Raw genomic sequence first — 21,884 nt, 5'->3', positions numbered from 1 at the left:
TCCGATCTGCGGGTCATGGGGCTTTGACTCCCGGCCTTCCCTCGTCGCTCCAGTCGCTTCGCTCCCTCCGCTCCTCAGTCCAGGCCGGGAGGCCCCATGACCAAGGAGCCCATCGGGTCCGTGGCGGAGGAGGCAGCGAAGCTGTTCGCCGTGCTGCAGCAGGCGGCGACCGACCCCGGCGGTACGACGCACGCCGAGGAGCCGGCGGAAGCACACGAACCCAAGCTCGGGCCGGACTGCGTTTGGTGTCCTGTCTGCCAGCTCATCCACAAAGTCCGGAACACCAGCCCCGAGACAATAGAACAGCTGTCTGCGGCCGCGGCCCACGTTCTCGGTTCGGTGAGATCTCTGCTCGAGGCTGCCAACGACGCAGCTCGGCAGCCGCGGGAGGACGCAGCGTCGCGCACCGCGCCCCAGGAAGAACAGCCGGTCCGGTCCCGGGTGGACCGGATCGACGTGAGTGAGGACCCCGAACCATGGGACTGACGATCGGCATCGATGTCGGCGGTACGAAGATCGCGGCGGGCGTGGTCGGCCCGGACGGAACGATCGGCGCCCGTGCGGTGCGCGACACCCCGGCGAACTCGGTCGACGACACCGCCGCGGCGATCTGTGACGCGGCGGCCGAGCTGATCGCCGCGCACGAGGTGGAGGCGGTCGGGATCGGCGCCGCCGGGTTCGTCTCGTCGGACCGCTCGACCGTACTGTTCGCGCCGAACCTCGCCTGGCGCGACGAGCCGCTGGGCACCCGGGTCGCGAAGGTGCTGAAGATCCCCGTGGTCGTGGAGAACGACGCGAACGCGGCCGCCTGGGGTGAGTTCGCCTTCGGCGCCGCGAAGGACGTCGAGGACATGGTCTGCATCACGGTCGGCACCGGGATCGGCGGCGGGGTCGTGAACGACGGCGAGTTGCTGCGCGGTGCCAATGGCGTCGCGGCCGAGCTCGGCCACATGCGCGTCGTACCCGGTGGGCATCTGTGCGGGTGCGGGGCGCGCGGGTGCTGGGAGCAGTACGCGTCGGGGCGGGCGCTGGTGCGCGAAGGGCGGGCGCGAGCGGAGTCGGGCTCGCTGCTGGCCGCGCAGATGCTGAGCGTGTGCGGGATCACCGACCCGGCCGAGCTGACCGGACCGATGATCACCCAGGCGGCCGCCGCCGGCGACCCGTGCGCGGTCGAGCTGCTGGAGGACCTCGGGCACTGGCTGGGCGAGGGCCTGGCCAGTATCGCGACGCTGTTCGACCCGACCATGATCGTCATCGGCGGCGGGGTGAGCGCGGCGAAGCACCTGCTGATGAAGTCCGCGCAGGTCGCCTTCGAGCGGAACCTGCCGGCCAAGGCCAACCGCCCGCACCCGACGTTCGGCGTGGCCGAGCTGGGCAACGACGCCGGCCTGATCGGCGCCGCCGACCTGGCCCGCCGCCCCGCGCCCGCCCCGGAGAAGACCCGATGATTCCGCCGGTCAGGAATACTGGAGGTAGTCCGGCGGGGGCTGGGGGTACGGCGAGGAGGGTCGTGCAGTGGCTCTGACGCAGGCTTTGACGATCGGGATCGACATCGGCGGGACCAAGGTCGCCGCCGGGGTGGTCGACCCGGAGGCCAACATCCTGGACCGGGTACGGCGGGACACGCCGACCACGGACCCCAAGGAGACCGAGGACGCGATCGCGGAGATCGTCCGCGACCTGGAGTCGCGGCACGACGTGATCGCGGTCGGCATCGGTGCCGCCGGATTCGTCGACGGGACGCGGTCGTCGGTGCTGTTCGCGCCGCACCTCGCCTGGCGGCACGAGCCGCTGCGGGACGCGGTCGAGCGCCGGCTCGGGCTGCCGGTCGTGGTCGAGAACGACGCCAACGCGGCCGCCTGGTCGGAGTGGCGGTTCGGGGGCGGCCAGGGCGAGAGCCATCTGATCTGTGTGACGCTCGGGACCGGCATCGGTGGCGCGATCCTGAACGACGGCTCGCTGCAGCGCGGGAAGTTCGGCATCGCGGGGGAGTTCGGGCACATGCAGGTCGTGCCCGGCGGGCATCGCTGCGAGTGCGGCAACCGCGGTTGCTGGGAGCAGTACGCGTCTGGCAACGCCCTGACCCGGGAGGCGCGCGAGCTGGCGCTGTCCGGCTCACCGGTGGCGCACAACCTGCTGCGCGCGGCCGGTGGCGATCCGCGCAAGATCAACGGGCCGATGGTGACCGAGCTGGCCAAGGACGGCGACCCGGTCGCGGTCGAGCTGCTCGAGGACGTCGGCCGCTGGCTCGGGATCGGGCTGGCCAACCTCGCCGCCGCGTTCGACCCCGGCACGTTCGTGATCGGTGGCGGTGTGTCCGACGCCGGTGAGCTCCTGCTCGCGCCGGCCCGGGAGGCGTTCAAGCGGACGCTGACCGGTCGCGGCTTCCGTCCGGAGGCGCGGATCGTCCGGGCCGTCCTCGGTCCGGAGGCGGGTCTCGTCGGCGCGGCCGACCTGGCGCGCGAAGAGGCCACCTGGTTGCGCCGGGTCCGGGTCAAGACGACCGCGGTCACCGCGAAGACGGCCGCCGCCCGGAGCCGGTCGACGCGCCTCGAGCGCGCGGCCCGCAAGTCGGCCGGCCGCCGTACCGGAATGCGCGCCGCGGCAGACTCCGACCTGCACCCCGCCGACGAGGCATGAGCGCCGGCCCCACCGACGACGGATCGAAGCTAGGTCCGTCCGGTGGCACGGCGGTCCTGCGGGTGCTGTCGTACAACGTGCATCGGTGGGGTGACGACCGTACGGCGCTCGCACGGGTGGTGCAGGCGTGTGCGCCGGATGTGATGCTGGTGCAGGAGGCGCCGACCTGGTGGGGGACCCGGCGGAAGCGGCGCGCGATGGCGGCGAGCTTCGGGATGCGGTACGTCGTCGGCTCGGCCCGCAACGCGATCCTGGTTGCCGACGGCACCGATCTGACCGAACCGCTGCACTGGCGGATCTGGCGTCCGTTCGTCCGCCGGCGACTGAAGTTCATCGCCACCCAACTCCCCGGTGGCGCAGTCGGCGGCCGCGTCACCCTGGGGACCGCGCGGCTCGCCCTCGTCGTCTGCCACCTCGGCCTGCACATTCGCGGCCGCCGGCACGAACTCGAACAGGTCCTGAAGGGCTGCCGCTCCTTCAACCTCCCGTACCTCCTCGCCGGCGACCTCAACGAGGAGCCCGACGGCCCCGTCTGGAAACGCCTGGCCGAGGAGGGCCTCACCGACCTGGGCGCCGACGCCGGCCCCACCTTCAGCTCCACCAACCCCCACAAACGCATCGACGGCGCCCACCTCTCACCTCAGCTGACCGGCCGCATCCTGAAGACCCCCGCATCCCGCGAAGACTTGGCCGCCGCCTCCGACCACCTCCCGATGCTGATCGAGCTCACTGCCTGAGAAACAGCAGGACGGCCAGGACCCGCCGCGACTCCGAGCCGGTGGACGGGAGGCCCAGTTTGTCGAAGATGCTGGAGACGTACTTCTCGACGGCGCGCACGGTGATGACCAGGTGGGTCGCCGCCATCAGCTTCCGCACCGAGCACGAGGTCACCGCGCTGAAACTCGGCCCCACGGGGTGACGTCTCAGGCCTGACCGTGGTCGACGAGCCACAGGCCCTGTTCTCGCCGCAGCTGATGCCGCGTGTCCTGCGGCCGCGCCGACGTGCGGCCGCTGTCCCGAACGACTTCGCCGTCCCCGACCGGCTGCCCACCCGATAGATACCGGGTCAGGCCAGGTTCCAGCAGACGGCGTACGACAAGGTCCCGAAGTAGCCGTTACTTCCTCTTGCGGTTCAGGAAGGCGAGCATCGCTTCCTGAGCCGCGGGGGAGCCGAACAGGCTCGCCGACAGCTCGGCCAGGTCCTTGCCCCGGTCGTCGATGTCGGCGAGCAGTTCGCGGTTGAGCAGCTTCTTCGTCTCGCGCAGACCCTGCGGAGCGCCCTTCAGCAACGACGCCAGCACGGTCTCGACCGCGGTGTCCAGGTCGTCGTCGGGGACGGTGAGAGTGACCAGCCCGAGCCGCGCGGCCTCCAGCCCGTCGAACCCGTTGCCGGTCAGGAAGGTGTACGCCGCCCCGCGGTCGGTGAGCCGGGGGAGCACGGTCAGCGAGATGGTCGCCGCGGCCAGGCCCAGCCGGACCTCGGTGAGGGCGAACGTCGACGCCGCACCGGCGACACTGATGTCGGCCGCCGCCACGATCCCGATTCCGCCGGCGCGGACCGGACCGGCCACCCGTGCAACCACCGGCTTCGGGTTCGCGACGATCGCCCGCTGGACATCGACCATCCGTTGCGCCCCGACCCCCATGCCGACGGTCGTCGCCTCGGACAGGTCGGCCCCCGAGCAGAAGACCTCGAGCGCCGACCGGATCACGATCACCCGGACGGCGTCGTCCGTACCCGCCGCCTCGAGCTGCTCCAGCAGTTCACCGGTGAGCTGCTGCGAGAGCGCATTCTTGTTATGCGGCGAATCAAGCGTGACGGCAGCCACGCCATCAGCAATCGCGAGATGCACGAGTTCGGTCATGAGGCCCATCCAACACCCACTTCACGCCACCTGCTGTACCCGGTGCGAACCCTGTACGCGGCGAAGATCACGAGCACCGTCCGGACGTACGTCCTCATCCGAGGTGCTCCGCGAAGGTGATCCGGCCGTACGCCGGACCGTCGACCATCGCGTCGCCGTTCGCGAAGGCGCGGAAGACCTTGCCGCCCAGCCGCACGGGCACGATGGGCCGGTGCGAGCCCTTCGCCTGCTTCCAGATCCGGGCCAGGTCGCGCACCGTCCGGCGTTCGGGTCCGCCGATGTCCGGCGCGCGACCTTTCACCGGCGGCTGCCCGACCAGTTCGGTCAGCCGGGCGGCCACGTCCTCGACCGCGATCGGCTGCAGCGAGATCGTCGGTGCGACGACGACCGGGAGGTAGCGCTGGGCGCTGAAGACGCGGTCGATCAGGTCGTGGAACTGGGTCGCCCGCTGGATCGTGTACGGCACACCCGACTGCTCGATGACCTGCTCGACCTCGAGCTTGGTCTTGTAGTACGAGAGCGGGATGCGGTCGATGCCGGCGATCGACATCACCACGAGGTGCTGGACGCCCGCGGCGGCCTCGACCAGGCGGCGGGTCTGCTGCGCGTCCTGGCGGCCGAGGCTGGTGGCCAGGTGCACGATCACGTCGGCGCCTTCGACCGCGGCCTCCAGGCCGGCGCCGGTGGTGAGGTCCGCGATGACCCGGTCCGGACCGTGCTTCCGGCTCAGCACGCGGACCTGGTGCCCGGCCGCGCGCAGTTGGCTGACAGTGGGGCGACCGAGGTGACCGGTCCCGCCGGTGACAAGGATGGAGTTCATGCTGGCGTCCTCTCTTTACCACTAGAGATTCGGCAGCCCTCCGATTTGTGACAGCGAGGACGTCAGGGGGTGGGTGGCGGGCTCAGCGGATCTGCGTGGCGGTGGACGATTTTCCAGTCGGTGGTTTCCCGGCGGAAGACCATGGTTGCCCGAAGCGCGTGTGGGTGGGTGCCCGGGCGGTCGACGTACTGGACCGTGCAGCGCTCGAAGGCCACCGAGTACGCCGTGTCCGCGCCGACGTGCTTGTCCAAGTACTCGAACTCGACCTCCGCGCCGCTCGGCCGAAACTGCCCCGACGCCCACCGATACCGCGGCCCGATCTGCGACCATCCGACCTCATGCCCGCCGAAGCCGCCGAAGATCGACGTCTGCTCGCTCCGCGACACCAACGGCAGCCACAACGACGGATCGCCGTTCATGAACGCGGTATTGGCCTCCTCGAACCGGCGCAGGAACGATGCGAAGTCGTCGGTCATCCGCGGTGAACTCCTGTCCGTCAGGCGAGGCAACCAGCCTCACCCGCGGACCGGGTCACGCGCAACCTACTTGCTCTCGGCGTACGTCGGGGAGAGCTCGCGGGCCAGATGTTCGATGAACAGGCCGACGTCGGTGACGATGCCGCGGGCCTGGGACGAGCCGCGGTCGGCCAGCTTGGTCACCGTCGCCGGGTTGATGTCCACGCAGGTGAGCGGGATCGACGCGGGCAGGATGTTGCCAGTGGCAACCGAGTGCAGCATCGTCGCGGCCATCAGGCAGTAGCCGACCCCGGGCAGCTCGGCCCGCATCGCCCGCTGGCCCTCGAGTACGTCGGTGTAGACGTCGGGCAGCGGCCCGTCGTCGCGGACCGACCCGACCAGGACGAAGGTCTTGTTCCCCTTCACCAGCGCGTGCATCACGCCGGAGGTGAGTACGCCCTGCTCCACCGCGGCCTTGATCGAGCCGGCCTTGCGGATCGTGTTGATGGCGCGGATGTGGTGTTCGTGCCCGTGCTCCACCCCGCGTCCACGGGCCAGGTCGACGCCGAGCGACGTACCGTAGAGCGACGACTCGATGTCGTGGGTGGCCAGCGCGTTCCCGGCGAACAGGATGTCGACGAAACCGGCCTCGACCAGCGCGACCATCGCCGGCGCGGCGCCCGTGTGCACGATGCCCGGGCCGCCGACCCAGAGCACCTTCTGGCCGTTCGCCTTCGCCTCGCGCATGCCGTCCGCGACCTGCTTCACCAGCACCCGCTGCGGCTTCTCGCTGGACACGTCGGACTCCATGAAGCCGAAACCCTCTTCGGTGTTCACCGCGATCGGGGGAATGACCCGCACACCCTGCGCGCTGGTGATGATCTTCATCCCGGCTTTCACGTCGGACATCGGAATCGTCCGCACGGCATCGCCCTCGACGAGCAGCCCGCAGTCCATCTCCGGGTTCTGTACGGCGACCCAGTGGCCACCGAGCCGGACACTGGTCGGCAGGTTCGTGGTGGAGTAGAAGCCGTCCGGGAACACCCCGTCGTGGGAGACCTCGGTGATCTCCGGCGTACCGGGATCGACCAGGTTCGCGCCCTTGGTCTGGATCCGCATCAGCAGCCGCTGGAGCGACTCCTCGTCCTCGGCACCGACCGTCATCCGGACCGTGGACGGGTCGTCCTTGTCGTAGCCGAGGTCGAACTTGTCCAGCGTGTACTCGCCGCCGTACCCGCGGATGTCGTCGAGGACCCGGGACAGCAGTCCGGAGTCCATCAGGTGGCCGGTGATCTCGACGGTCTCGGTGACCTGCACGGGTACCCTCCCTCGGAAGTCGTCGGATTGTCCGACGATCCGACTCTACAGTGCTCCGTGAGCGAGGTGGCTTGGCGCTATCGGCGCCCAGGCACGCACCTCGCGGCACTTGCTCAGCGCCCACGATGCTCCGCATCGAGGCCACTGATCAAGCACCCCGATGCACGCACCTGGACACCGCTATCGCTCAAGCCACCTCGCTCACGGAGCACTACTCAGACGACGGCCCCGTCATCGGGGGTGTCATCTGGTGGCAACCGATCCTTCATCCGGATCACCAGGGTGAGGAAGCCGCCGATGAAACCGACCACCGCGAGCGTGGTGATCCGGCCGGTGCCGAAGTCGAGTACGGCGGCCGCGATCAGCAGCAGCGGGCCGCCGATCAGGCCGAGCCAGGCGATCCGGCTGATCCAGTCCAGCCGCGGGCCGCGCGGCGGCTCCGGTGGGACGTAGTGGTCGTGCGGGTCGTCCCTCTTCTTGGCTGGCTTGTCGTCCTCGTCCTCGTCGTCCGACTTGTCCTCGATGGCCAGTCCGGCGGGTACGTCGATCAGCGGTTCGTACTTCTCGTCGACGTCCTCACTCACCGGCCACCGCGGCACCGACGGCTCGCCGCCGTCGTGCCCGGGCGCGGACGGCGCGTTGAACTGCTCCACCAGCGACGCCCACTCGGCGTCCTCCGTGCTCCGCTCGACGATCGGCCGGGCCCGTTCCGCCGCTTCCGCGTCCACGAAGATCTCGTCGTACCCGACCGGTAGGTGGATCGGCTCCTCGGCCTCTTCCGGTGTGCGGGCCTCGCTCTGGCTCTGGCAGTACGCCGCGATGCCCGCCTCGGCGAGCGCGGTCAGGACCGGCTCGGCGATCAGCGGGTCGATAGCGCCGAGCGACGTGTAATCCGCGGCGGTCAGGCCGTTGTCACGCATCGGCCGCGACCCGGCGGATGAATGCTGTCGAGTCCGCGAAGATGCGCGGTGCGTCATTGTCCAGAGTTGCCACGTGATAGCTGTCCTCGAGCAGGGTCTCGGTCACGTCGCGGGACGAGATCGAGGCCAGTACGGTCCGGCCAGAGCTCGGTTCCACCACATGATCGACAGTACTGCGGAACATCAGCACCGGCTGTGTGACTTTCGCAAGATCGTCCCGGGTGACCTGCCACAGCTGCGACAACGAGTGCAGCGCGCGCAGCGGCATCCGGTCGTACGCGCCCTCGTCGGCACCCGGCTTCTTGATGTCGTTCGAGATGCCCGGGAACGACGGCACCAGCCGGGACAGCACCGGCAGCAGCACCAGCCGCTTGTCGTCGGTCCGCACCGACGGGTTGATCAGGACCAGACCGGAAATATCCCCGCCGTGCTGCTCGGCCAGCCGCAGCACCAGGCAGCCGCCCATCGACAGTCCGACCACGAAGACCTGGTCGTGCTCCTTGCGCAATCGCTCCAGTTCGTTGTCCAGGACGGCGTACCAGTCCGGCCAGCCGGTCTTGTTCATCTCCTGCCAGGTGGTGCCGTGACCAGGCAGGCGCGGCACGGCGACGCCGTACCCCTCGGCGGCCAGGTGTTCGCCGAACGGACGCATCGACTTCGGCGAACCGGTGAATCCGTGGCTGAGCAGGACTCCTACCGCGGCGTTCTCGCCGGTCCCGGGACTGCGGAACTCCTCCGCGTGGCCTTGCACTGGCACGTCGACTCCTCGCCGGTCACGGTCCTCACCGGCGGCCCCCGTTCACAGCCGGACCGCCGCAGGTCCCCATGGTCGCATCTGGGCTTCGTCCAGTCTGCATTCAGGTGACAACACGGTGAGCAACACCCGCATTCCTGGCGGTGACATTGCCTGAGGAGGAAGCTGGAACGTAGGGTCCTGCCGACGGGACGCGCGAGAACTGTCGCAACCGTCGTTACCGGCGGACACTGGTGCCCGGGTGAGAAGCATGCCGGAAAGTGCCGGCGAGTGCGCGGACGAGTGACGGAGGTAAGGCGATGCTGTACCTGTTCCTCAGGCGGTTCCTCGTCGCACCATTGGTGAAGCTGCTCTTCCGCCCTAAAGTCACCGGCCTGGAGAACATCCCGGCCGACGGCCCGGCGCTGCTGGTCAGCAACCACCTGGCCTTCTGCGACTCGATCTTCCTCCCGGTCGCCGTCCCGCGGCAGATCGTCTTCCCGGCGAAGTCGGAGTACTTCACCGCGCCGGGGCTGAAGGGGAAGCTGGTCGCCACCTTCTTCCGGTCGGTCGGCCAGATCCCGATCGACCGCTCCGGCGGGCGGGCCTCGCTGGCCGCGCTGAACACCGGGCTGGACATCCTGAAGAAGGGTGAGCTGTTCGGGATCTACCCCGAAGGCACCCGCTCGCCCGACGGCCGGCTCTACAAGGGCAAGACCGGCGTCGCCAGGATGGCGATCGTGGCCGGCGTGCCGGTGATCCCGGTCGCGATGATCGACACCGAGAAGCTGCAGCCGCCCGGCACGCTCTGGCCGCAGTGGCTGATCCGGGAGCCGGGTCGCCGGCTGCCGCGCCTGGTCCGCCCGGGCGTCGCGATCGGCAAGCCACTGGACTTCTCCCGCTACGAGGGGATGGAGCGCGACCGGTTCGTGCTGCGCTCGGTCACCGACGAGATCATGTACGCGATGATGGAGCTGTCCGGCCAGGAGTACGTCGACATGTACGCCGAGAAGGCCAAGGAGCTGATCAAGGCCGGCGAGTCGGTCGACGAGCACCTCCGCCTCGGCGACACCAAGGCGAGCTGACGGTCTTTCCGGGCCGGCCGGGTCAGGATTGTCGCCATGGACAGCGACCTGAACGTCCTCGGCGAACCGCTGGAGGAATGCGGGACCGATCCGGTCACCGGCTTCTACCGCGACGGCTGCTGCACGAGCGGCCCCGAGGACGTCGGTAGTCACACCGTCTGCGCCGTGATGACCGCGGAGTTCCTCGCCCACCAGGTCTCCGTGGGCAACGACCTCACCACCCCCCGCCCCGAACTAAGCTTCCCCGGCCTGAAGCCAGGCGACCGCTGGTGCGTAGTCGCAGTCCGCTGGCTTCAGGCCTACCACGCCGGCGCCGCAGCCCCCGTAGTACTGGCCTCAACCCACGCCCGCTCCCTGGACACCATCCCCCTCACGGTGCTGCGCGAACACGCGGTCGACGTACCACCCGACCTCAGCGCCCTCACCTGAGCCTCGGCTTTCCGGTTGTAGGGGGGTTATCACCGAATAGCGCCAGAAACCCACCACGGAGGCGCTCAAAAGCCTCCTCTCACTGAGCAGGTCGGCGAGCACGGCGTGAGGATGCCGGGCCAGCCACGGAGGGTGAGCGCCGCGCCGATCTGGCCGGCCGCGGCGCAGGGGTCGGAAACCAGTTGGTACCCGAAGCGGAGCGTGATTTTGCCTTGGAGCGTCGCGGCGTTGTCCCGGTGCATGTCCCGCCAGGTCGACGTGGCGTCAGCATGACCGGTACGACCGTCGACCTCGGCGATCACGTCGTACGGAACGTACTCGACGTCCCGGTAGTTGACCTGCGTGCCGTACGTCGCGCGGACTTGCCGGGTCGCAGCCGGCAGACCGTGGGCACGCTCGACCCGGATCAGGTAGGTCTGCTCGAGGAACGACTGCACACCGGAGGCGGCATCCGAAAGAATCTGCAGCAGCATTGCCCGCCCACGGAGCCGCGGAAGGCGGTCCAACTCGGCGCGCAAGCGGTCCGGTGTCGTACGTCGTTGGCGGCAGACGTCGAGCACAAGCGAGGCCCGTCGATCCGGGGCAGCGCGACCGGCAGCCGCGGTCAGCACCGCGACCTCGAGCCGCACCACGCACGGCTCGCGCCCCTCCTGGAGCCACGAGGGGAAGTCTTGGTGACGAGTGATCCGGATGCCGGACCGACGCTCCAGCTTGCGGCTCTGCGGAACCGCGAGCTGGATCGTCCGGTCGTCCCAGTCGCCCCTGAGCCCGTGCCAGCGCAACGCGGTCTCACCGGTCAAGGCGGCTTCCGGGCCGCACGCCAGCCAAGCGGCCCATGCCTTGGTCGCCCACGGCAAGGGGCCGGTGAAGTCTACGTAGACACCCTGGTGGATCCGCCGGATCTGCCGATTCCGGCATCGCCGCGCCAGCGTGCTGTCGTCGATCCCGTTCGCTACCGCCTGGGCGCGGCTGAAAGCACCCTGCTGCCGACCGCGCAGCTCGACGAACCGCCGCACCAGGTCGTCGTCAGCCTGCTGTAATCCCTCCACACCGACAACATGCCCCCGGCCCCCCACCCGTTGGACGACGACTTGCCCCCTGTGGACAGCCTCGCGCGACCTTGGTGGATTCTGCGGCGCTCAGGGGGTATTTCCCTCCCACATCGAGGGTGAGACGGGTTACTGAGGGTGGGGGACGGCTGGCTTAGGCTGAGCGCATGCAATTTGCGACGTTGACTGCGGGGGAAGTGCCTGGGGTTCCGAGTCTGGACGAGTTGCGGGCTTTGAAGCCGCTGCAGCAGCCCGAGTGGCCGGATTCGGTGGTGCTGGACGAGGTGATCCGTGAGCTGCGGAAGCTGCCGCCGCTGGTGTTCGCCGGTGAGTGCGACGACCTGACCACCAAGATCGGCGCGGTGACCCGCGGCGAGGCGTTCATCCTCCAGGGTGGCGACTGCGCGGAGACCTTCGACGGTGTGACCGCGGAGAACATCCGGGCCAAGCTCCGGGTGCTGCTGCAGATGGCCGTCGTCCTCCAGTACGCCGCCAGCGTGCCCGTCGTGAAGGTCGGCCGAATCGCCGGTCAGTACGCCAAGCCGAGGAGCTCCGGTGAGGAGACGCGGGACGGTGTGACGCTGCCGACGTACCGCGGGGACGCCGTCAACGGACTGGAGTTCACCCCCGAGGCGCGGATCCCGGACCCGCAGCGGCTGCGCGGCGTCTACAACGCGGCCGCCGCGACGCTGAACCTGACCCGCGCGTTCACCACCGGTGGGTACGCCGATCTGCACCAGGTGCACGCGTGGAACACGGACTTCGTGAAGTCGTCACCGGTCGGCCGACGCTATGAGCAGCTGGCCTCCGAGATCGAGCGGGCACTCGCCTTCATGCGGGCCTGTGGTGCGACCTCGGACGAGTTCCGGACGGTCGACTTCTACGCGTCGCACGAAGCGCTCATCCTCGAGTACGAGCACGCCATGACCCGGATCGACTCGCGCACCGAGCAGCCGTACGACGTCTCCGGCCATCTGCTCTGGGTGGGCGAGCGGACCCGGCAGCTGGACGGCGCGCACGTGGAATTCCTGGCCTCGCTGTCTAACCCGCTCGGTGTGAAGATCGGGCCGACCACGACCCCGGAGTACATCCGGACCCTGATTGACAAGCTGAACCCGAAGGGGATCGAGGGCCGGCTGACCTTCATCACCCGGATGGGCGCGGGCAAGATCCGCGCGGCGCTGCCGCCGCTGCTGGAGGCGGTCCGGGATCACGGTTCGCCGATCGCGTGGGTGTGCGACCCGATGCACGGGAACACGTACGAGACCCCGAACGGGTACAAGACCCGCAACTTCGACGACGTGATGGACGAGGTGCAGGGCTTCTTCGACGCGCACGAGCAGGTCGGGACGTGGCCGGGCGGTGTGCACATGGAGCTCACCGGCGACGACGTGACCGAGTGCCTCGGCGGTGGCGAGGAGCTGGTCGCGGAGGACCTCGTGAACCGCTACGAGACAGCCTGCGACCCGCGGCTGAACCGGCACCAGTCGCTCGAGCTGGCGTTCCTGGTCGCCGAGCGGCTGCGCGCGGCGCAAGCATGATCGACCTGCGCTCGGACACGGTCACCCGCCCGTCGGCGGGGATGCTGGCGGCGATGACCTCGGCGCCGCTCGGCGACGACGTGTACGGCGAGGACCCGACGGTCAACCGGCTCGAGGAGACGGTCGCCGGGCTGCTCGGTCACGAGGCGGGCCTGTTCACCGTGACCGGGTCGCTCGCGAACATCCTCGGCGTACGGGCGCTTGTGCCGCCAGGCAGCGAGGTGCTGTGCGAGGCCAGCGCCCACATCGCCCGGGCCGAGCTCGGCGCACACGCCGCCGTCAGCGGGGTCACGACCCGGACCTGGTCAGCGCCGGCCGGTCAGATCGACCTCGAGCAGATCCGCGCGTTGATCGCCGCGGATCTCGGGCCGTACTTCGTGCAGACGGCGGCCGTCTCCGTCGAGAACACGCACAACTTCGGCGGCGGCGCGATTCAGCACCAGTACGACGCTCTCGCCGACGAGCTGGACGCCCGTGGCCTGCCGCTTCACCTCGACGGCGCCCGGCTGTGGAACGCGTCCGTGGCGTCCGGCGTGCCGGTCGCGTCGTACGCCTCCCGGGCGGCGGCTGCCAGCGTCTGCCTGTCCAAGGGCCTTGGTGCTCCGGTCGGCTCGGTCCTCGTGGGTTCTGTTGAGCTGATCCGTGAGGCCAGGGTCTGGCGCAAGCGTCTCGGTGCGGGTTGGCGCCAGGCCGGCGTCCTGGCCGCGGCCGCTCTCTACGCTTTGGACCACAACATCGACCGTCTGGCCGAAGACCACGCGAACGCGCGCCTGATCGCGGAGACGCTGGCCGACGCCGCGCCCGGCTCGGTCAAGCCCGACCAGGTCGAGACCAACATCGTGGTCGCGGACCTGGCCGCCACCGGAAAGTCCGTAGTGGAGATCGTGGCAGCCGCGAAGGACCAGGGTGTCCTGGTCGGAGGCGTCGGCGCGACCCAGCTCCGCGTTGTGACACATCTCGACGCGTCGACATCAGATTGCCGCAAAGCCGCGGAAGCCCTCGCCCGCTTGATCAACTGAGCACCGAGATAGGGTGCAGGTGTCGGGGTCGCAGCGTTCGGGGAGAGCCGTGCGAGAGATCGTCGTGTTCAGCGGAAGTGCCCACATTGGTTTGGCGGAGCGGATCTGTGCCGATCTCGGCGTACCGCTCTCACCAGTCGAAGTCCATCGTTTCAGCAACGACTGCCTGCAGGTGCAATTGCAGGAGAACTGCCGGCAACGCGACGTGTACATCGTGCAACCGCTGGTGCCGCCGACGCAGGAGCACCTGATGGAGCTGCTGCTGATGATCGACGCCGCGCGGGGTGCCTCCGCGCAGCAGATCACCGCGGTGATGCCGCACTACGCGTACGCGCGATCGGACAAGAAGGACGCCTCCCGGATCTCGATCGGCGGTCGCCTGGTCGCCGACCTCCTGGCCACCGCCGGCGTCGACCGAGTCCTGACCATGGCCCTGCACGCACCCCAGGTGCACGGCTTCTTCTCGGTCCCGGTCGACCACCTGACCGCGATCGGCGTACTCGCGGACCACTTCCGCAGCCGTGATCTCAGCGACACGGTCGTGGTCAGCCCGGACCTGGGCAACGCGAAGACGGCGACCCAGTTCGCCCGGCTGCTCGGCCTGCCGGTCGCGGCGGGCAGCAAGCAGCGGATGGCGGACGACCGCGTCGTGATCGACGCGATCGTCGGCGACGTCGCCGGCAAGCGGGCGATCATCCTCGACGACGAGATCGCCACCGGCGGCTCGATCATCGAACTGCTCGACCGCCTGAAGGACCGCGGCTGCACGCAGGCCGCCGTCGCCTGCACCCACGGCCTCTTCGCGGGCGCGGCAGTCGAGCGCCTCCGCTCCCACCCGTCCATTACCGAGGTCATCAGCACCGACACGGTCCCGCGCCCGGCCGGCTTCCCCGAACTCCAGGTCAGCTCGGTCGCCGGCCTGTTCGCCGAAGCCATCAAGCGCATCCACGAGGGCGAATCCGTCAGCAGCCTCTTCGACGGCGTAGACCCAACCCACGCCCCACCCCAACCCAAACTCCCGTTCTAGCGGCTGGGTCCAACCCACGCGTGCTCCGCAGGCGCCCGCTCCCACCCGCCCCCCGGCTCAGCGCCGGTAGCATCGCTGCCGGCTTCCGCCGGCGTCTGCGGGCTGCCGCCCGCGTGTGACTGCATGGCGGGCGCCCACGGGTCGCGCGACTGGGTGGGCGACCGGGGACAACCCAGGTGTGCACCGCAGGCGCTCGGTCTCGAGCTGATCGTGGCGGGCTCACCGGCGCGCGGGCGCGCCGCGTCGTGGACGACATCACGAACGAGGTGGACGTGGTCGCCCTCACGATCGCCGAGTTCGTGCCGCGCGAGGTTTTGCGTCTCCAATCGATCCTGAGCGGGTTCCCGCTGCTCGGACCGTCCGCTCCGCCACGGAGGCTGGCAGGAGGCGACTCGCGGGATGTTGGCAAGCGCTTGCCGGTTTGGCATAGGGTGAGTTGGTCGAGACGTTTCCGAGTCGGGAGGATACGGGTGAGTTCCACTCAACCGGTCAGGTTCGCCGCCGTCGGGCTTGATCACGCGCACATCTTCGGTCAGATCGCGGGCCTCGTCGGGGCCGGTGCGGAATTCGTCGGGATGGCGACCGACGATCCGTCGGCCGCGATCGCGACCACGGTCCGGGAGCGGTATCCGGAGGTTCCGGTGGCCGAGAGTCCGGACGACCTGATCGGACGGGACGGGATCGACTTGATCGTGACCGCCGCCGTACCGGATCGACGGGGGTCGATCGCCGTCGCAGCGTTGCGGGCCGGCAAGGACGTCGTGACCGACAAGCCCGGCTGTGTCAGTTTCGAGCAGTTGGAGGAGATCGAGAAGGCGGTCGGTCAGAGCGGGCGGTTCTGGTCGGTGACGTTTTCCGAGCGGTTGGAGGTGCCCAGCGTCATCAAGGCCGGTGAACTGGTTCGCGCGGGCCAGATCGGGACCGTGGTGCAGACTCTCGGGATCGGGCCGCACCGGATCGGGGACCGCGGTCACCTCGGCGGCGGGGCCGGCCGCCCGGACTGGTTCTACGACAAGAACCGGTACGGCGGAATCCTCACCGACATCGCCTCCCACCAGATCGATCAGTTCCTCTGGTTCACCGGCGCACGGACCGCCGAGGTCGTGGCCAGCACGGTGGGGAACTTCGCCAACCCCGATGAGCCTGGCCTGCAGGACTTCGGTGAGATCCTGCTGCGCAGTGACCACGCCCAGGGGTACATCCGGGTCGACTGGTACACGCCGGCCGGTCTGCCGACCTGGGGCGACGGCCGCCTGATGATCCTCGGCACGGACGGCTACATCGAGTTGCGCAAGTACGTCGACATCGCGGGCCGGGATGGTGGCGACCACCTTTTCCTGGTCAACCAGGAAGGGACGCAGTACGTCGACTGCTCGCAGGTCGAGACCACCTACTACCCCGACCTGGTTCGCGACGTACGGGAACGGACCACCTCGGCCGTGCCGCAGGAGCACACCTTCGAAACCATGCGCCTGGCGTTGACTGCCCAGCAGCGGGCAACTGTCCGCGGGGCGGCCCAATGATCTAGTTGCCTTCCTGGGTGGCGAGCGGTGTCAGGATTGACGGATGGATGAGGCTCGCGAGCTGCTCGAGGCGGAACGTCAGCAGGCGCTCCGGCGGCTTGCGGATCTGACCGGTGAATTCGATGAGGTGGTAGCAGCCTCACGCGACGCCAACGCCGACGACGAGCACGATCCTGAGGGTGCGACGATCGCCTTCGAGAGGTCGCAAGTCGCCGCGCTGGTGTTGCAGGTCGAGCATCAGTTGGCAGAGGTCGAGGCAGCCATCGAGCGGTTGGCGGCCGGCACCTACGGGGTCTGTGAGCAGTGCGGACAACCGATCGCCCCCGCCCGGCTGGAGGCAAGACCAGCAGCCCGCACCTGCATCAGCTGCGCCTCAGCAGCACATTGAGCCGGCGCACGAGACCTGGGTTGTCGGCATGCCGACAGCCGCTGAAGGTGTTCATACCGCGTGGAAGGATCAGGTGTATGGCGGATACGGTGCGGATGGGTGTTGTGGGGGCGGGGAGTATCTCGGTTCGGGGGATTCTTCCGCATTTGGGGCAAGGGGATCTGGCGGGGCGGGTGAAGTTGACCGCGGTGTGTGATCCGGTGCCGGGGCGGGCGGAGGCGGCGGCTGCGAAGTTCGGGGTGGAGCAGGGGTTCACGGAGTACGAGGACCTGCTGGCGCGTGGGGATGTCGACGCTGTCACGATCGCTTCGCCGATCGGGTTGCACTACGAGCAGGGCAAGCTGGCTTTGCAGGCTGGCAAGCATGTGCACTTCAACAAGACGATGACGGTCACCGTTGCGGAGGCGACCGAGCTCATTGAGCTTGCCGCGGCCAACGATCTGCGGATCGTTGCCTCGCCGGGGGAGATGCTGCGGCCGCATCACGTGCGGACACGCGAGCTGATTGCCGAGGGCGCCGTCGGCACGCTGTCCTGGGTGAGTTGTGGCGCGGCGTTCGGCACGTACCACGAGGACGAGTCCGTGCGCGGCGGCAGCGACGTACTGACGAACATCGATCCGTCGTGGTACTTCCGCAAGCCCGGTGGCGGACCGATGTACGACATGACGGTGTACGCGCTGCACTCGGTGACCGGGATCCTGGGTCCGGCCAAGCGAGTGACGGCGATGTCCGGCGTACGGGTTCCCGTGCGTACGAGCGGAGGCGTGGACGTCCGTACGGACGCCGACGACAACACCATCGTGCTGATCGACTTCGGCGACAACCTGTTCTGCGTCGCGACCGGTACCGCCGCCGGGGGGATGCGGGGCGGCTTCAGCGGGACCTACTACGGAACGAAGGGCACGATCGACGGCCTGCTGCTCAACGACGAGCCGTTCGACTTCCCGAACCGCAACCCGGCCGAACTCTCGCCTCGCGGTCCGGGCAACCAGGCCCTCCTTCCGCACGCCACCGGTGTGCATCGCGACATCGAAGAGCAGCACGTGTACGAGGACGTCATGCAGCTGGTCGACTGGGTCCGCGAAGGCAAGCCCTCGATCGTCACCGCCGAACACGCGCGCCACGTGATCGACATCATCGAGTCCGCCTACCGAGCCTCCGCCACCGGCCAGACCCAGGACCTCACCACCACCTTCTGACAGACCTCAAGGGATCATCACCCCTCGCAGCACGCTCTGTGGAGCCACTCGGGCTCGTGCCACCAGAACTTGTCGTCGTGGGCGTGGGCTTGTTCTCGGGTAAGTGGTTGCGGGGCATTGGAGGAGTGGACCGCGGGTTGGGCTTGGATGCCGGTGGCGTACGGGGCGAGGAGGTTGTCGACGGTGTGCAGCCGGCCCGCGACCATGACGCGGTCGACCGCCGCCGCGACCCGGATATCCGCGAGCGGGTCGCCGTCGACGAACGACAGATCGGCTTGCGCGCCCGGTTTGATGACGCCGATCTTGTCCTCGAGGTGGAGCCAGCGCGCCGGGTTGTGGGTGGCTGTGGTGAGTGCCTCGTACGGCGTGAACCCGCCGGCCACCATCGATCGCAGATTGGCGTGCAGTGAGACCGCGATGTTGTCCAGTGGACTGTCCGTGCCGGAGATGACCAGTCCGCCACCGCGATGGATCCGCAGCACCATGTCGACGTTCCCGCGCAGCAACTCCCGGGTCGTCACACCCGCCGGGCCCTTCGCGGTGTTCACCTCGGCCTGCAGAGCGGCGTACTCCCAGGACGGGTAGAGCGTCGTCGTACGCCGGTCGGTGAGCAGCGACGGATCGTCGACATGCGCCATCGTCGAGTTGAACAGCGTCGGCGTCACCGACAGTCCCGCCTTTGTGAACAGCGCGACGACATCTGCGTACGCGCGGCCGAGCCGGCTGACCGTGTGTGAGTACCCGAGCCGGTTCGTCGCGCCGGTGTGCTCCATCCCGTCCATGCCGAGGTGCTCCGCCGGGTAGAGGTAGTGCGACGACAGCTGCAGCCCGAGCCGGTGAACGGCGGCGATCGCGCGGCGCTGGAACTCGATCGGCAACCGTACGTACGTCTTCACCAGGTCGTACGCGAGCCCTTCGACCCGGTCGAGCTCGAGGCGGAGCTGCCGCACCGAGAGCGTCGGCCGCATGAAGTTGTAGTAGACCCGCGACCCGTCGATCGCCTCACCGGTCGCGAAGTACCGCGGGCCGGTCAGAGAACCGTGCGAGAGCGCTTCCCGGGTCTCCTGCATCTGGTAGACGGGATCGCCGGGCGATCGGGTCGTCGTGATCCCGTACGACAACCAGAGGTTGCCCTGCCGCGCGCCCCACGCCCGCCCGCGCAGGTGCCAGTGATTGTGCGCGTCGATCAATCCCGGCATCACTGTGAGCCGGGATGCGTCGATGTCCGCTCGCCCCTGATGCGGCCGTACGGCGGCGATCCGCGACCCGTCGAGTACGACGTCCACGTCGCGGCGCAGCGTGGTCGCGCGGCCGTCCCACAGTGCGCCGGCGTGGATCGTCACGTGCTGGTTGATCGTTGCCCTGCGCCACTGCAGGTCGAGCTTGATCGTCTGCGGACGGGAGCCACTGATCGTTGTCCGGCGCAACCGTCCGTTGTTGAGGTAGAGCAGCGTCCCGGCGTCCTGCCAGACCGGTGAGTCCGTGACCTCGTCGGTGACCGCTCTCGGCTCGGCGGTGAAGCGGCCGCGTTCGTCGACGGATACGACGTACAGGAGGCTCTCGACGACGAAGGCGAGCCACTTGCCGTCGGGGGAGAAGACCGGGCCGTCGTCGCCGCGGGTGGCGAGTGAGCGGAACGGCATGGGTTCGACATACTCGAGCGCGGTGGTGGCGACGTCGACGTACAGCAGTTGGCTGGTGCCTTCGCGGAACCGCTTGGAGAACGGCTTGACCGCGGCGAGGACGAGGGTTCTCCCGTCGCGGGACCAGCTGACCCGACCGGGCTGGAAGAGCGTCGGGGTCAGCTGACGGATCTGACCGGAAGCGAGGTCGAGTACCGAGGCGATGCCGTCCTGGTCCTGGTACGCGACCTGCTTCCCGTCGGGTGAGAACCTTGGCGCGGTCTGTGCCCCGGGCAACGACGAGAGCTTGCTGTCGGTGCCGGTGGCGAGATCATGCAGCCAGAGATCCGCGGTGCCGTCGCGATCGCTTGCGTAGAGCAACTTCTTGCCATCGGGGGAGAAGTCGGGATCGGAGTTGAAGTAGCCGTCGGCGACCAGTTCGCGTGGTTGCCCTCGGCCACTCGTTGCCGCCAGCCACAAGGCGTTCAGGGCCCGGAACGCGATCCATCGACCGTCCGGTGACACCGTCGGACTCGCGATCCCGAGGACTGGCCTCCGGGCGGTCGACTCGAGGTCCGGCACCTTCGGCCGCGGCCGCTTCGCCGTGACCGGAACAGTCGCCGCAAACGGTACGACGGTGTGCGTGCCGCCGACGCGATGACGCAGGACCTGCCCGTCGGCGGTGTAGAAGACGTCGGTCGCCGACGCCCACGACGGCGGGACGGCGAAGACGTCCTTCCCTTCGGTGACTTTCTGATTGTCGACAATCAGATCGCAGGTCGGGCCGGTGAGTCGGACATAGGCCAGCCGGCCGGCAGGGGAGTAGGCGGGGCCGAAGAGGCTGATGCCGGTCTGGGCGGCGACGAGCGTCGTGCGTACGCCGGTGGTGAGGTCGAGTTCGACGATCGACGTGGTGTCGACGGTGAAGGCGAGCTTGGTGCCGTCCGGCGAGACCGCGGGCTCGGCCTCTTCGGTCGTGTCGTCGGTGAGGGCGATGATCGTGCCGTCGGCGAGGCTGAGCCGGTGGATGCCGTAGCTGCCGTTCCCACCGCGGTCCGAGGAGAAGACGACCGACCGGCCGTCCGGGGTGAAATGCGGCTCGCGATGGTCGTAGCGGCCGGTGGTTAACTGACGGAGGTCGCTGCCGTCAGGGTTGATCGACCACAGGTGGAAGTTGCCGTCGCGGTACGACTGGAACACGATCCGGCGGCCGTCCGGGGACCAGCGTGGCCGGGTCGCGTCCTGCAGGTCGTCGGTCAGCCGGCGTGAGGTTCCACCCGCGGACGGGGTCACCCAGATCGCCGTGACAAGGTCGAACGCCAGCCACTTCCCGTCCGGCGAGACCGACACCATCAGGTTCGTGCCCTCGGAGAGAACAGCTTGGTTGGTCGTGCCGGTCTGTGCTTCCGTGCCGGCGGAGGCGTGGGGTGCGGTGGTCGAGACGGCGCCGGCTGCGGCGACACCGCCGCTGAGCTGGAGTGCGCGGCGCCGCGAGATGCTCCACGAACCGGGCGCTTCGGATTCGGTGTGGTCCACGGTGGGATCCAATCCCTCGGGGGCGGTGGGACGTGGGGTCGAATCTGCCAGGAGCGTCTGCGCTGCACGATCCTGACCGGCGCGCCGATCGCTCAACGGGCGCTCCAGTGCGACGAACGGCGTACCGGCAGTGGCAGGTGCGGGCGTTATCGTCTGCGCCATGCAATCCGTGTCGCCGCGCGTCCGTGCCCTGCTCGCCGCCGGTCTCTGCGTGGTGATCGCCCTCGGTGCGGCGCTGGCGGTGGACTCCCGGCTCGACCGGCACTGGATCCTGCGTGGGCTCACCTTGTTCCTCGCGCTGTGCTGCGCCGCGTTGCTACTCACCGATCAGAGCCGGCAGTTCCGGCTGATCATCACCGGGATCGGCCTGCTGATGTTCGGTGTGGTCTTCCCGGTCACGACGACCACGTGGGCGACCCCGCCGGAGATCGACTTCGCGCTCGCCGTCGCCACCGACGCGAAGAACGCGGCCACCACGGACGCGCGTAGCGCCGTCACGGTCAACGACGTGAAGGCAGCCGTCGCGGCCCGCGGTGGTGCGGTCGGCTCACTCAAGACGGAAAGAAGCCCGCAAGTCCGCGGCGCAGACGCCTTCCCGCTCATCCTCCGCGCCGACCCCACTCAAGGCCGGCCTCGAGCCTGCCTCTCCTTCCCCCACGGCCTGGACGCCAGGGTCCGCACCTGCTGAGTCCCAGCTGGTAGGCAATCGATTTCTC

Annotated in this window: 22 protein-coding genes; 13 read left to right on the top strand and 9 right to left on the bottom strand. The window is 69.0% G+C overall.

The annotated features are described in order from the left end of the window. Positions 1-96: 96 nt before the first annotated feature. The 4 genes from AB0E63_RS15500 to AB0E63_RS15485 all read left to right on the top strand — a co-directional run bounded on the left by AB0E63_RS15500 (position 97) and on the right by AB0E63_RS15485 (position 3,377). Positions 97-486, top strand: coding sequence for a hypothetical protein (locus AB0E63_RS15500; protein WP_360365810.1), 390 nt, complete (start codon positions 97-99; stop codon positions 484-486). Next, the gene (locus AB0E63_RS15495) at positions 477-1,448 is read left to right on the top strand and encodes an ROK family glucokinase (RefSeq protein WP_360365809.1); all 972 of its coding nucleotides are present in this window, start codon (positions 477-479) and stop codon (positions 1,446-1,448) included. Before AB0E63_RS15500 ends, AB0E63_RS15495 begins: the two co-directional genes overlap by 10 nt. Positions 1,449-1,515: 67 nt before the next feature. Next, positions 1,516-2,640, top strand: coding sequence for an ROK family glucokinase (locus AB0E63_RS15490; protein WP_360365807.1), 1,125 nt, complete (start codon positions 1,516-1,518; stop codon positions 2,638-2,640). Then, positions 2,637-3,377, top strand: coding sequence for an endonuclease/exonuclease/phosphatase family protein (locus AB0E63_RS15485; protein ID WP_360365805.1), 741 nt, complete (start codon positions 2,637-2,639; stop codon positions 3,375-3,377). The genes AB0E63_RS15490 and AB0E63_RS15485 overlap by 4 nt, the downstream gene beginning before the upstream one ends. Here the strand turns inward: AB0E63_RS15485 and AB0E63_RS15480 are convergent. The 7 genes from AB0E63_RS15480 to AB0E63_RS15450 form a co-directional block, all read right to left on the bottom strand. Further along, positions 3,367-3,552 (bottom strand): hypothetical protein, encoded by a 186-nt coding sequence (locus tag AB0E63_RS15480; protein ID WP_360365803.1) that lies wholly within the window; start codon positions 3,550-3,552, stop codon positions 3,367-3,369. The genes AB0E63_RS15485 and AB0E63_RS15480 overlap by 11 nt on opposite strands. Positions 3,553-3,755: 203 nt before the next feature. Then, positions 3,756-4,505, bottom strand: coding sequence for an enoyl-CoA hydratase-related protein (locus AB0E63_RS15475; RefSeq protein WP_360365801.1), 750 nt, complete (start codon positions 4,503-4,505; stop codon positions 3,756-3,758). A 94-nt stretch (positions 4,506-4,599) separates the two neighbouring features. Next, a complete protein-coding gene (locus tag AB0E63_RS15470; RefSeq protein ID WP_360365799.1) occupies positions 4,600-5,325 on the bottom strand; it encodes an NAD(P)H-binding protein in 726 nt (241 codons plus the stop codon). A gap of 62 nt (positions 5,326-5,387) precedes the next feature. After that, positions 5,388-5,801 (bottom strand): nuclear transport factor 2 family protein, encoded by a 414-nt coding sequence (locus AB0E63_RS15465; RefSeq protein ID WP_360365797.1) that lies wholly within the window; start codon positions 5,799-5,801, stop codon positions 5,388-5,390. A gap of 66 nt (positions 5,802-5,867) precedes the next feature. Further along, on the bottom strand, positions 5,868-7,097 hold the full coding sequence (locus AB0E63_RS15460) for a TIGR00300 family protein (protein ID WP_360365795.1): 1,230 nt from the start codon (positions 7,095-7,097) through the stop codon (positions 5,868-5,870). Between the two features lie 215 nt (positions 7,098-7,312). Further along, positions 7,313-8,017, bottom strand: coding sequence for a hypothetical protein (locus tag AB0E63_RS15455; RefSeq protein WP_360365793.1), 705 nt, complete (start codon positions 8,015-8,017; stop codon positions 7,313-7,315). Next, positions 8,010-8,774, bottom strand: coding sequence for an alpha/beta fold hydrolase (locus AB0E63_RS15450; RefSeq protein WP_360365791.1), 765 nt, complete (start codon positions 8,772-8,774; stop codon positions 8,010-8,012). The genes AB0E63_RS15455 and AB0E63_RS15450 overlap by 8 nt, the downstream gene beginning before the upstream one ends. Positions 8,775-9,070: 296 nt before the next feature. Here AB0E63_RS15450 and AB0E63_RS15445 point away from each other — a divergent pair, with 296 nt between their 5' ends. After that, entirely contained in the window at positions 9,071-9,835 is a 765-nt protein-coding gene (locus AB0E63_RS15445) for a lysophospholipid acyltransferase family protein (RefSeq protein WP_360365789.1), read from the top strand. A gap of 36 nt (positions 9,836-9,871) precedes the next feature. Next, positions 9,872-10,264, top strand: a complete 393-nt coding sequence (locus tag AB0E63_RS15440) for a DUF2237 domain-containing protein (protein WP_360365787.1) — start codon at positions 9,872-9,874, stop codon at positions 10,262-10,264. Positions 10,265-10,329: 65 nt separating this feature from the next. Here AB0E63_RS15440 and AB0E63_RS15435 read toward each other — a convergent pair whose 3' ends face one another. Further along, entirely contained in the window at positions 10,330-11,313 is a 984-nt protein-coding gene (locus AB0E63_RS15435) for a hypothetical protein (protein WP_360365785.1), read from the bottom strand. 167 nt (positions 11,314-11,480) lie between these two features. On the opposite strand from AB0E63_RS15435, the gene AB0E63_RS15430 reads away from it, so the two are divergent. The 6 genes from AB0E63_RS15430 (at position 11,481) to AB0E63_RS15405 (ending at position 18,010) form a co-directional block, all read left to right on the top strand. Further along, positions 11,481-12,854 carry a class II 3-deoxy-7-phosphoheptulonate synthase gene (locus AB0E63_RS15430; RefSeq protein WP_360365783.1) on the top strand — a complete coding sequence of 458 codons (1,374 nt, stop codon included), beginning with the start codon at positions 11,481-11,483 and terminating at the stop codon, positions 12,852-12,854. After that, complete coding sequence (locus AB0E63_RS15425) at positions 12,851-13,873, top strand: GntG family PLP-dependent aldolase (protein ID WP_360365781.1); 1,023 nt, start codon at positions 12,851-12,853, stop codon at positions 13,871-13,873. Before AB0E63_RS15430 ends, AB0E63_RS15425 begins: the two co-directional genes overlap by 4 nt. Before the next feature lie 49 nt (positions 13,874-13,922). Then, the gene (locus AB0E63_RS15420; RefSeq protein ID WP_360365779.1) at positions 13,923-14,900 is read left to right on the top strand and encodes a ribose-phosphate pyrophosphokinase; all 978 of its coding nucleotides are present in this window, start codon (positions 13,923-13,925) and stop codon (positions 14,898-14,900) included. Between the two features lie 470 nt (positions 14,901-15,370). Then, a complete protein-coding gene (locus AB0E63_RS15415; RefSeq protein ID WP_360365777.1) occupies positions 15,371-16,423 on the top strand; it encodes a Gfo/Idh/MocA family oxidoreductase in 1,053 nt (350 codons plus the stop codon). A gap of 43 nt (positions 16,424-16,466) precedes the next feature. Beyond that, the gene (locus AB0E63_RS15410) at positions 16,467-16,811 is read left to right on the top strand and encodes a TraR/DksA C4-type zinc finger protein (RefSeq protein ID WP_360365775.1); all 345 of its coding nucleotides are present in this window, start codon (positions 16,467-16,469) and stop codon (positions 16,809-16,811) included. Between the two features lie 77 nt (positions 16,812-16,888). Continuing rightward, positions 16,889-18,010, top strand: coding sequence for a Gfo/Idh/MocA family oxidoreductase (locus AB0E63_RS15405; RefSeq protein WP_360365773.1), 1,122 nt, complete (start codon positions 16,889-16,891; stop codon positions 18,008-18,010). A gap of 17 nt (positions 18,011-18,027) precedes the next feature. On the opposite strand, the gene AB0E63_RS15400 is transcribed toward AB0E63_RS15405, so the two are convergent. Then, entirely contained in the window at positions 18,028-21,168 is a 3,141-nt protein-coding gene (locus AB0E63_RS15400) for an amidohydrolase family protein (protein WP_360365771.1), read from the bottom strand. Positions 21,169-21,328: 160 nt separating this feature from the next. Between AB0E63_RS15400 and AB0E63_RS15395 the strand changes: the two genes are divergently transcribed. Further along, positions 21,329-21,856, top strand: a complete 528-nt coding sequence (locus tag AB0E63_RS15395; protein ID WP_360365769.1) for a hypothetical protein — start codon at positions 21,329-21,331, stop codon at positions 21,854-21,856. Positions 21,857-21,884 lie beyond the last annotated feature (28 nt).

It is taken from the genome of Kribbella sp. NPDC026596, from assembly GCF_040638415.1.
Classification (GTDB): Bacteria; Actinomycetota; Actinomycetes; order Propionibacteriales; family Kribbellaceae; genus Kribbella.
Note: the sequence above shows the minus strand (reverse complement) of the source record. Positions and strands in the feature narration are given on the sequence as shown.

Bases quoted from the DNA above. Each gene is read 5' to 3' on its own strand.
- AB0E63_RS15425 (WP_360365781.1), top strand. From the start codon at position 12,851: ATGATCGACCTGCGCTCGGACACGGTCACCCGCCCGTCGGCGGGGATG.
- AB0E63_RS15445 (WP_360365789.1), top strand. From the start codon at position 9,071: ATGCTGTACCTGTTCCTCAGGCGGTTCCTCGTCGCACCATTGGTGAAG.
- AB0E63_RS15430 (WP_360365783.1), top strand. From the start codon at position 11,481: ATGCAATTTGCGACGTTGACTGCGGGGGAAGTGCCTGGGGTTCCGAGT.
- AB0E63_RS15485 (WP_360365805.1), top strand. From the start codon at position 2,637: ATGAGCGCCGGCCCCACCGACGACGGATCGAAGCTAGGTCCGTCCGGT.
- AB0E63_RS15395 (WP_360365769.1), top strand. From the start codon at position 21,329: ATGCAATCCGTGTCGCCGCGCGTCCGTGCCCTGCTCGCCGCCGGTCTC.
- AB0E63_RS15495 (WP_360365809.1), top strand. From the start codon at position 477: ATGGGACTGACGATCGGCATCGATGTCGGCGGTACGAAGATCGCGGCG.
- AB0E63_RS15500 (WP_360365810.1), top strand. From the start codon at position 97: ATGACCAAGGAGCCCATCGGGTCCGTGGCGGAGGAGGCAGCGAAGCTG.
- AB0E63_RS15465 (WP_360365797.1), bottom strand. From the start codon at position 5,801: ATGACCGACGACTTCGCATCGTTCCTGCGCCGGTTCGAGGAGGCCAAT.
- AB0E63_RS15470 (WP_360365799.1), bottom strand. From the start codon at position 5,325: ATGAACTCCATCCTTGTCACCGGCGGGACCGGTCACCTCGGTCGCCCC.
- AB0E63_RS15405 (WP_360365773.1), top strand. From the start codon at position 16,889: ATGGCGGATACGGTGCGGATGGGTGTTGTGGGGGCGGGGAGTATCTCG.
- AB0E63_RS15455 (WP_360365793.1), bottom strand. From the start codon at position 8,017: ATGCGTGACAACGGCCTGACCGCCGCGGATTACACGTCGCTCGGCGCT.
- AB0E63_RS15440 (WP_360365787.1), top strand. From the start codon at position 9,872: ATGGACAGCGACCTGAACGTCCTCGGCGAACCGCTGGAGGAATGCGGG.
- AB0E63_RS15410 (WP_360365775.1), top strand. From the start codon at position 16,467: ATGGATGAGGCTCGCGAGCTGCTCGAGGCGGAACGTCAGCAGGCGCTC.
- AB0E63_RS15475 (WP_360365801.1), bottom strand. From the start codon at position 4,505: ATGACCGAACTCGTGCATCTCGCGATTGCTGATGGCGTGGCTGCCGTC.